1 protein-coding gene is annotated in these 1,092 nt (G+C 73.7%); it reads left to right on the plus strand.

Annotated elements, in window-relative coordinates; all coding sequences use genetic code 11:
• On the plus strand, window positions 1–985 hold a 985-nt coding region (locus FRW57_RS21930; RefSeq protein ID WP_152187076.1), incomplete at its 5' end, for a zinc-dependent metalloprotease.
• Window positions 986–1,092: the final 107 nt, after the last annotated feature.

Below are 1,092 nucleotides of genomic sequence, written 5' to 3' on the forward strand. Positions count from 1 at the left end.
CGGCCCCAAGGTGACGGCAGCGGAGGCGTCCTCCGTGGTCGAGGAGCTGCGCGCCGACGCGGAACGGGCCCGCACCCCGGTGGCGGAGACCGCGCGGCTGCACACGCCCCCGGACGCGCACGCGCCCCTCATCGTCGACCGGCCCGGCTGGATCGACGCCAACGTGAGCTCGATGCGCTCGATGCTGGGCCCGGTTTTCGACACGATGGCCGCCAAGCGACGCCGTGAGCCCGGGCAACTGACCCGATCGGTCGGCGGCAAGGTGACCGGCGGGGAGGCAGGAGCGCTGATGGCGTTCCTCGCCGGCAAGGTGCTCGGTCAGTACGACCTCGCGCCGGAGGGGAAGCCCCGCCTCCTGCTCGTGGCGCCGAACATCCTGCACGCGGAGACCCAGCTCGCCGTCGATCCCGCCGACTTCCGGCTGTGGGTGTGCCTGCACGAGGAGACCCACCGGGTCCAGTTCACCGCGGTGCCCTGGCTGCGCGAGCACCTGATCGGCAGCGCCCGGTCGCTGACCTCCGAGCTGGTCCCCGACCCCGACCAGCTCGGGGCCAAGCTGGCGCAGATCGCCTCCAGCCTGCCGGATGCCTTCCGCAGCGGTGGCACGGGACTCGCGGACGTCTTCGCGACGCCGGAGCAGCGGGCGCGGATGGCCCGGATCACCGCGGTCATGTCGCTGCTCGAGGGGCATGCCGACGTCGTGATGGACGACGTCGGCCCGCAGGTGATTCCGTCGGTCGCGCAGATCAGGGCCAAGTTCCAGCAACGGCGGCGCGGCGGGGGTGCGGTCGACCGCCTGCTGCGGCGGCTGCTCGGCCTGGAGGCGAAGATGCGGCAGTACCGCGACGGTGCGGCCTTCGTGCGCGGGGTCACCGACCGGGTCGGGGTCGACGGCTTCAATGCCGTCTGGACCTCCCCCGAGACGCTCCCGCTGCCCGAGGAGATCGAGGACCCGGGTGCCTGGGTCGCCCGTGTCCACGGCTGATCCCCTGATCCCGTGACCGGTCCGCCCGCCCCCGTCGCCGCGGCGCGTGTGGCCGTGCGCGAGTGCCTCGCGGGGCTGCCGTCCGACGTGCCGGTGCTGGTGGCCTG

The organism is Segeticoccus rhizosphaerae, from assembly GCF_009192725.1.
Lineage (GTDB): Bacteria > Actinomycetota > Actinomycetes > Actinomycetales > Dermatophilaceae > Segeticoccus > Segeticoccus rhizosphaerae.